8 protein-coding genes and 1 pseudogene are annotated in these 7196 nt (G+C 69.6%); 5 read left to right on the forward strand and 4 right to left on the reverse strand.

Translation table 11 applies throughout. From position 1 onward, the window contains the following. Positions 1 to 121, forward strand: a pseudogene (locus tag ACFVIU_RS29145) (IS630 family transposase); the annotation flags it as partial. A 48-nt stretch (positions 122 to 169) separates the two neighbouring features. Here the strand turns inward: ACFVIU_RS29145 and ACFVIU_RS29150 are convergent. The 3 genes from ACFVIU_RS29150 to ACFVIU_RS29160 form a co-directional block, all read right to left on the reverse strand. After that, the gene (locus ACFVIU_RS29150; RefSeq protein WP_385846139.1) at positions 170 to 754 is read right to left on the reverse strand and encodes a VanZ family protein; all 585 of its coding nucleotides are present in this window, start codon (positions 752 to 754) and stop codon (positions 170 to 172) included. A gap of 160 nt (positions 755 to 914) precedes the next feature. Further along, positions 915 to 2705 carry a thiamine pyrophosphate-dependent enzyme gene (locus ACFVIU_RS29155; RefSeq protein ID WP_385846140.1) on the reverse strand — a complete coding sequence of 597 codons (1791 nt, stop codon included), beginning with the start codon at positions 2703 to 2705 and terminating at the stop codon, positions 915 to 917. A gap of 27 nt (positions 2706 to 2732) precedes the next feature. Continuing rightward, positions 2733 to 4316, reverse strand: coding sequence for an FMN-binding glutamate synthase family protein (locus ACFVIU_RS29160; RefSeq protein ID WP_385846142.1), 1584 nt, complete (start codon positions 4314 to 4316; stop codon positions 2733 to 2735). 148 nt (positions 4317 to 4464) lie between these two features. Here ACFVIU_RS29160 and ACFVIU_RS29165 point away from each other — a divergent pair, with 148 nt between their 5' ends. The 4 genes from ACFVIU_RS29165 (at position 4465) to ACFVIU_RS29180 (ending at position 6342) form a co-directional block, all read left to right on the forward strand. After that, entirely contained in the window at positions 4465 to 5028 is a 564-nt protein-coding gene (locus ACFVIU_RS29165; protein ID WP_385846143.1) for a Dps family protein, read from the forward strand. A 137-nt stretch (positions 5029 to 5165) separates the two neighbouring features. Further along, positions 5166 to 5312: a hypothetical protein gene (locus ACFVIU_RS29170; protein WP_385846144.1), complete on the forward strand. Its 147-nt coding sequence runs from the start codon at positions 5166 to 5168 to the stop codon at positions 5310 to 5312. Then, the gene (locus ACFVIU_RS29175; protein WP_385846146.1) at positions 5309 to 5914 is read left to right on the forward strand and encodes a PRC-barrel domain-containing protein; all 606 of its coding nucleotides are present in this window, start codon (positions 5309 to 5311) and stop codon (positions 5912 to 5914) included. The genes ACFVIU_RS29170 and ACFVIU_RS29175 overlap by 4 nt, the downstream gene beginning before the upstream one ends. Then, entirely contained in the window at positions 5911 to 6342 is a 432-nt protein-coding gene (locus tag ACFVIU_RS29180) for a hypothetical protein (protein WP_385846148.1), read from the forward strand. The genes ACFVIU_RS29175 and ACFVIU_RS29180 overlap by 4 nt, the downstream gene beginning before the upstream one ends. Before the next feature lie 20 nt (positions 6343 to 6362). Here the strand turns inward: ACFVIU_RS29180 and ACFVIU_RS29185 are convergent, their stop codons facing one another. Continuing rightward, positions 6363 to 7046 (reverse strand): response regulator, encoded by a 684-nt coding sequence (locus ACFVIU_RS29185; RefSeq protein WP_385846149.1) that lies wholly within the window; start codon positions 7044 to 7046, stop codon positions 6363 to 6365. Positions 7047 to 7196 lie beyond the last annotated feature (150 nt).

Below are 7196 nucleotides of genomic sequence, written 5' to 3' on the forward strand. Positions count from 1 at the left end.
CCGGTCCTGGCTCACCGACTGGAACGACCATCCCAGACCATTCGTCTGGACGAAGACAGCCGACGAGATCCTCGACAAAGTCGCCGCCTACTGCCAACGAATCTCTGACTCAGGTCACTAGGCGCGCCCACGGAGACGGGCCGGTGACGACCATGCCGAGAGGGCTGACTCACGCCCTCTCACCGGGACGTTCCGAGAGTTCGGCCGTCACTGGCCGGTGGGTTCCGGGGGCGATTCGGTGCCACCAGTGGTGCCGCCGTGGGTGGACGGCTCGGCCGAGGCGGCGGCCGAGCAGCAGGTAGGCCAGCAGGGCGCCCGAGGTGTTGAGGAGTACATCGTCGATGTCGAAGGCGCGCCCGGTGATCAAGGTGCCCTGTATCAGTTCCACCAGGAGCATCACCAGGGCGGTGACGGCCGCGACGCGAAGGAGACCGCGGGCACGAGGAACCAGAACGGGCAGGAGCAAGCCAAACGGCATACCGAGCACAATGTTGCCGCCGAGTTGCTTGATGGCGTCCTGAACCCCCGGCCGGTCCACGTACGCGCGAATCGAGCCACCCGGGCGCAGATTGTTGTGCGTCAATGACGCCGATGCCGCTTTCGGCTCCAGGGTCAACCTGGCCAGCACCACCGCAAAGAGAATCATCCCCACCAGGGCGACAAGCATGAGCAGGGCCCGCGCCCACGGGCTGAGCAGCCTGCGTGAAGGTGGATTACTGACGGATTTCGCTTTGGCATCCGACTCGCGCGTCATTGTCCGCCGCATGACCTGTCCCAACCACTGGTCCGGCACATTCTCTGGGGAGCAAGGTGTCGTCAGCCATGTCGGCCAACGTCCGGGACGCCTCTCAGCCCGGCACGCGAATCCGTATACCCGCGTGCACGAGCCGCACTCCATGCATGCTGACGAACGCTCAGTTCCCCGTCGGCTCTCCGTGGCTGCGTACGGTTTCCTTCACCTTGGCCACCGCAAACCCCCAGCCCTGCTCGACGGTCGGCTTGGCCGGGACGGCGATCTCGTCGGGGTTGGTGAGGACGTCGAGGAGCACCGGGCCGGGGTCGCGGAAGGCGCGTCGCACGGCACTCGCGACGTCGGCCGGGTCCGTCACGCGGATGCCGGTGATGCCCATGGCCTCGGCCACGGCGGCGAAGTCGGGGTTGTCGAGCACCGTGCCGAACTCGGGCAGGCCGGCCTGCTCCTGTTCGAGTTTGACCATGCCCAGCCGGCGGTTGTCGAAGACGACCAGCTTGACGGGAAGGCGGTACGTCTTCAGCGTCATGAGGTCGCCGAGGAGCATGCTCAGACCGCCGTCGCCGCAGAAGGCCACGACCTGGCGCCCGCGGTCCAGGCACTGGGCACCCAGCGCCTGGGGCATGGCGTTGGCCATCGAGCCGAGGTTGTAGGAGCCGATGAGGCGTCGCTCGCCACGCATCTCGACGAAGCGCGAGAGCCACACAGTGGCCATACCCGTGTCGGAGGTGAAGACGGCGTCATCGGCCGCGATCCGGTCGACGGCCGCGGCCAGCACCTCGGGACGGATGTCGTGGGAGCGGTTGTCCAGCGCGGAGCGGATGCGGCCGACGAGACCCCTGTCGTGCGAGGGGTCGGCGAGCCGGGCCTGACCGGTGCGCCACTGGTCGAAGCGTGCTCGCGCCTTTTCCAGATGCGAGCGGTCGCGTGCGCCTGTGGAGCCGGCCGACCCGGCCGACCCGGCAGGCTCGGCGGGCTCGGCGGCGAGGTGGTCCAGGAGGGCACGTACGGTGGCGCCGGTATCCCCCACGAGCCCGACGTCGACCGGCACCCGGCGTCCGATGTGGGCGGCCTCGGTGTCCACCTGGATCACGGTCCGGCCCTCGGGATACCAGTCCCGGTAGGGGAAGTCCGTTCCCAGCAGCAGGAGGGTGTCCGCATCCTGGAGGGCAGCCGCGGCGGCGGGATTGCCGATCAGCCCGGTCTGGCCGACCTGGAAGGGGTTGCCGTCGCCCTCGAATCCGGCCTTGGCCTTCAGTGTGAGCACCATCGGTGCGGCCAGGCGGTCGGCGAGGGTGAGGACGTTCTCGCGGGCGGCGCGGGCGCCCTCCCCGACGAGCAGGGTGACGCGTGCGGAGCGGTCGAGGAGTTCCGCGGCGCGGCGGACCGCGGTGTCGTCCGGCCGGCTCACCGCAGGGGTCAGTGAGAACCTGGCGGGCCGGTCGGCGGTCAGTTCCCGCTCGCCCAGGTCGCCGGGCACGGTGAGAACGGCGACGCCCTTGCGCCCCAGCGCGTTGCGCACCGCCGTCTCCAGCATCTGCGGCAGTTGGTCGGGCGAGGTGACGGTCGCGCGGAAGACGGCCACATCGGTGAAGACGGCGTCGTTGTCGACCTCCTGGAAGTAGTCGGTGCCGAGTTCGGCGAGCGGAACCTGGCCGGCGATGGCCAGGACCGGGGCATGGCTCTTGGCCGCGTCGTACAGTCCGTTGAGAAGGTGGACGGAACCGGGTCCGACGGTGCCCATGCACACGCCGAGGGTTCCGGTGAGCTGCGACTGGGCGCTCGCGGCGAAGGCCGCGGCCTCCTCGTGCCGGCAGCCGACCCATTCCAGGCCCTCGGTGGTGCGGATGGCATCGGTCAGGGGATTGAGTGCGTCTCCCACGACGCCGAACACCTGGCGCACGCCGAGCTCGCTCAGCGCGTCCACGATGACGCGGGCAACAGTACGGGCCACGTGAGTCCTCCAGGTCTAACGGTCGGGTCATACGGTGAAGCGGTCGGGGTCGGCGGCCTTCCAGTCGGCCGCCCAGGAGGCCGGCGGCTCGGCGAGCAGCTGCCCTGGCGCGAGCCACTCGTACAGCTCCTCGTAGGAGCGCTCGGTGAAGGGGTCGACGCGCCGGCGCAGCATGTGCGGGCGCAGGTCCGCGGGGTCGGTGACGCCCATGGACGCCATGATCTGCAACGCGCCGGCCACGGTCGCTTCCTGGAAGCGCTGGACGCGCGCCGTCTTGTCGCCGACGTCGAGGGCGCGGGCGCGGCGGGGGTCCTGGGTCGTGACGCCGGTGGGGCAGGTGTTCGTATGGCACCTCTGTGCCTGGATGCACCCGACGGCGAACATCATCGCCCGCGCGGCGTTTCCGTAGTCGGCGCCCTGCACCATGCGCTTGACCAGGTCGGCGCCAGTCGCGATCTTGCCACTCGCACCGACCTTGATCCGGTCGCGCAGGCCCATGCCCACCAGGGCGTTGTGCACGGTGAGCAAGCCCTCGGTGAGCGGGGTGCCCACATGGTCCGCGAACTCCAGCGGCGCGGCACCCGTCCCGCCCTCGGCGCCGTCCACGACGATGAAGTCAGGCGACGTGCCTTCCTCCAGCATGGCCTTGCACACGGCCAGGAACTGGCGCCGCGAGCCCACGCACAGCTTGAATCCGGCGGGCTTGCCACCGGACAACTCGCGCATGCGGGCGATGAAACGCACGAGTTCGCGCGGGGTGGAGAACACCCGGTGATACGGCGGGGAGACGACCGTCCGCCCTTCGGGCACGTCCCGGACCCGGGCGATCTCGGCGTTCACCTTGGCCCCCGGCAGGACACCTCCGATACCGGGCTTGGCTCCCTGCGACAGCTTCAGGGACACACACTTGACGTGGTCGTGTGCGGCCTTGTCGGCGAACTCGGCCGCGTCGAAACCGCCTTCCTCGGTACGGCAGCCGAAGTACCCGGCGCCGATCTCCCATACGAGGTCGCCTCCCGGACGGAGGTGATACTCGGACAGCCCGCCCTCGCCCGTGTCCTGGGCGAAACCTCCGGCGGCGGCACCCCCGTTGAGCGCGAGAACCGCGTTGGCGGACAGTGAGCCGAAGCTCATCGCCGAGACGTTCAGCAGCGCCATGTCGTACGGACGGTCGCAGTCCGGGCCGCCGATCCGCACACGGGGCGGGTTCTCCGGCACCGGACACGGCGTCATCGACGGGACGAAGAACTCGTGACCGGGCTGGTACACGTCCCGTTCGGTGCCGTACGGCTCCTCCGCGTCGGTGCCCTTGGCGCGCTCGTAGACGATGCTGCGCACGTCCCGGTCGAAGGGGCGTCCGTCGTAGTTCCGCTCGACGAAGTACTGCTGGAGCTCGGGACGAATGCGCTCCATAAGGAAGCGGACATGACCGAGGACGGGATAGTTGCGCAGCACCGAGTGCCGACGCTGTACCAGGTCCCACGCGCCCAGAGCACCCAAGAACGTGAGCGGAAGGGCCGCGAACAGCCAAAAGGGCGAGATGGCGACCGCCGCGGCCACAGCCCCGAGGCCGGTCACCAGAGTCAGGAGCACGATTCCCACACGAGTCACACATCCCCGCATTGCCGGGTTGTCCCTCACCATGCACGGCAACCGCGCACCGCACCCGTCCAGGTCGGTACGGCCCATGTCTGACCTGGGCGAACCGGGGCACGCGTGGAGATGCAACCACGCACTCCGTCGAAAACCGAGGTGAGTCATGACGCAGGATCCGACCCCGAAGTACACGGTCCCCGGCATCGGGCGCGAGGCCGCCGGCCGGCTGATCGGTCTGCTCCGGCTGCGCCTGCACGCCCTCAACGATCTGCACCTGACCCTCAAGCACGTCCACTGGAACGTCGTCGGGCCGCACTTCATCGCCGTGCACGAAATGGTCGACCCGCAGGTGGACCGCGTCCGGGACATGGCCGACGACGTGGCGGAACGCATCGCCGCGCTCGGTGGCGTCGCACAGGGAACGCCGGGAGCGCTCGTCGCCGAGCGGACCTGGGACGACTACTCCATCGGAAGGGCCGACGCGATCGCCCATCTGGGTGCGCTCGATCTCGTCTACACGGGAGTGATCGAAGGGGTCCGCGCCGCGATCAAGGAAGCGGGTGACATCGATCCCGCCACGGAGGACCTGCTCATCGAGCAGCTGCGCGACCTGGAGCAGTTCCAGTGGTTCGTGCGGGCCCACCTGGAGAGCGCGGGCGGCAGTCTCGCCACCGGACAGGCCCGGACGGAGGAGGAGGCCGCGGCCAAGGGAGCCGAACTGGGCTGAGCGGCCCCAGCCCCCCGCCCCCACCCCACCGCCGGCGGTCCCCAGGCGTGCACATCCGTCCTGCGGGCAAGTGGATAGCCCAGGGACCGCCGGACAGAACGACGGCCATGGTGAAGACGGTACGAGGAGGTCGGCAAATGGTGTGGTGGAGCTGGGTTGTTCTCCTCATCGCGGTGGTGGGCTTGCTCACCGCCGCGACGCTGGTGGTGCAGGCCAGGCGCCGAAGCGGCACGGTGATCGCGGTACGCACGGCCCACCGGCCCGGCCGGGAGGGTCCGCGGTGAACACCCTCATGCTCGCCTCGGAACTGACCGGACGGGTGGTCGTGACGCTGGGCGGCGAGGCGGTCGCCCAGATCAGGGACACCGTCTTCGACGCTCGGGCGGGCCGGATCACCGGCTTCACCCTGAGCGGGCGCGGTCTGCTGGCCGGCCCGCTCAAGAAGATCCTGCCCTTCCCGGGAGTGCACGCCATCGGGCCGTCCGCCGTGATGGTTCCGAGTGAGGCGGTCCTGGAGAAGGGCGGCATGGCCGTGGGGTCCGGCGAAGCCGGACAGGGCCGGGTCATCGGCGCGCCCGTCCTCACCGACCAGGGCACCGAGGTCGGTACCGTCCTGGATGTCGTGATCGAGGCCGGCGCCGGCGGGCGCGTGGTCGGCTTCGAGATCGGCTCCAACGAGAACCTGGACCAACGGAAGCGGAAGGTCTTCATTCCACGCGGAGACACGCTGGCCGTCTCGGGGCGAGCGCTGGTCGTCCCCGCACACGCCCCGCACTTCGTCGCCGACGACCTGCCCAGCTTCAGCGCCCAGGTCGAAGCCTTCCATGCGCACACGGCACGGTCGTACACCAGTACCCCCGGCACTGGAGAAGGGGGCCCTGCATGATGCTGTTCACTCAGGCCCAGGGCCTTCCAGTGATCACCGCCGCCGAGGCCGAACTCCTGGGCAGGGTGGAGGGCCTGACCATCGACGCGCACAGCCGGAGCATCGCCTGCCTGCGCCTGTCCGGAGCTCCGAAGCACGCCACGACCATCGCCTGGAACTCGATCGAGGCGGTGGGGCGGGACGCCGTGATCGTGCGCTCCCGCACCGCCGCCGATCCCGGGCAGAGCAGTCTCCCCGTCCATCACGAGGCTCTCGGACACCGGATACTGACCGAGGACGGCGTCGCGCACGGCACGGTCAAGGACATCGCCTTCGACCATGCGACCGGACGCCTGCACACCCTCTACACAGCCCTCGGGGACATCTCCGGAGACCGTCTCCTCGGCCTCGGGTCCTACGCGCTCGTCGTACGTGTCGAGCCCGCCTGAGGAGTTCACTCTCCTCCACGTCATCCTTCGAAGCGGTAACCCATGCCGGGCTCGGTGATCAGATAGCGGGGGTGGGAGGGGTCCGCCTCCAGCTTTCTGCGCAGTTGCGCCATGTAGACCCGCAGATAGTTGGACTTGTTGCTCTGCGCGACCCCCCACACCTCCTGGAGCAACTGCCGCTGTGTGATCAGCCGGCCGGGATGGGTCACCAGGATCTCCAGCAGATGCCACTCGGTCGGGGTCAGCCGTACGTCCCGCCCGTCCCGTACGGCCTTCTTGGCCAGCAGGTCCAGGGTGAAGTGCGCCGTCTCGACCAGGGGCGCCGAGCGGACCAGCGGTGTGTCCTCGGTACGGCGGACAGCGGCCCGCAGCCGGGCCAGCAGCTCGTCCATGCTGAACGGCTTGGTGACGTAGTCGTCCGCGCCCGCGTCGAGGGCCGCGACCTTCTCGTCGGACGCCTGCCGGGCGGAGAGGACCAGGATCGGGACACGGGTCCAGCCGCGCAAGGCCTTGATGACGTCGACGCCGTCCATGTCGGGCAGACCGAGGTCCAGCAGCACCACATCGGGCTGGCGGGCGACGGCGAGCCGGAGCGCCGTGGCGCCGTCGGGAGCGGCGTCCACGCCGTAGTGACGTGCCTGTAGGTTGATCACGAGGGCCCGTACGAGCTGCGGGTCGTCCTCCACCACGAGCACCCGGGTCATGGGTGTGTGCCTCTCCTGTCATGCCTGCGGGAGTGGGCGCCCCCGGGGGGCCCCAGCCCCCCGGCGACCGGCAACGTGGGACCAGATAAAGCCCCAAACCAGAAAGACGCAATGAGGCAGAAGACGCGAGACACCCCCCCCGCCCCCCCA

The sequence above is a fragment of the Streptomyces sp. NPDC127190 genome, assembly GCF_042672505.1.
Lineage (GTDB): Bacteria > Actinomycetota > Actinomycetes > Streptomycetales > Streptomycetaceae > Streptomyces.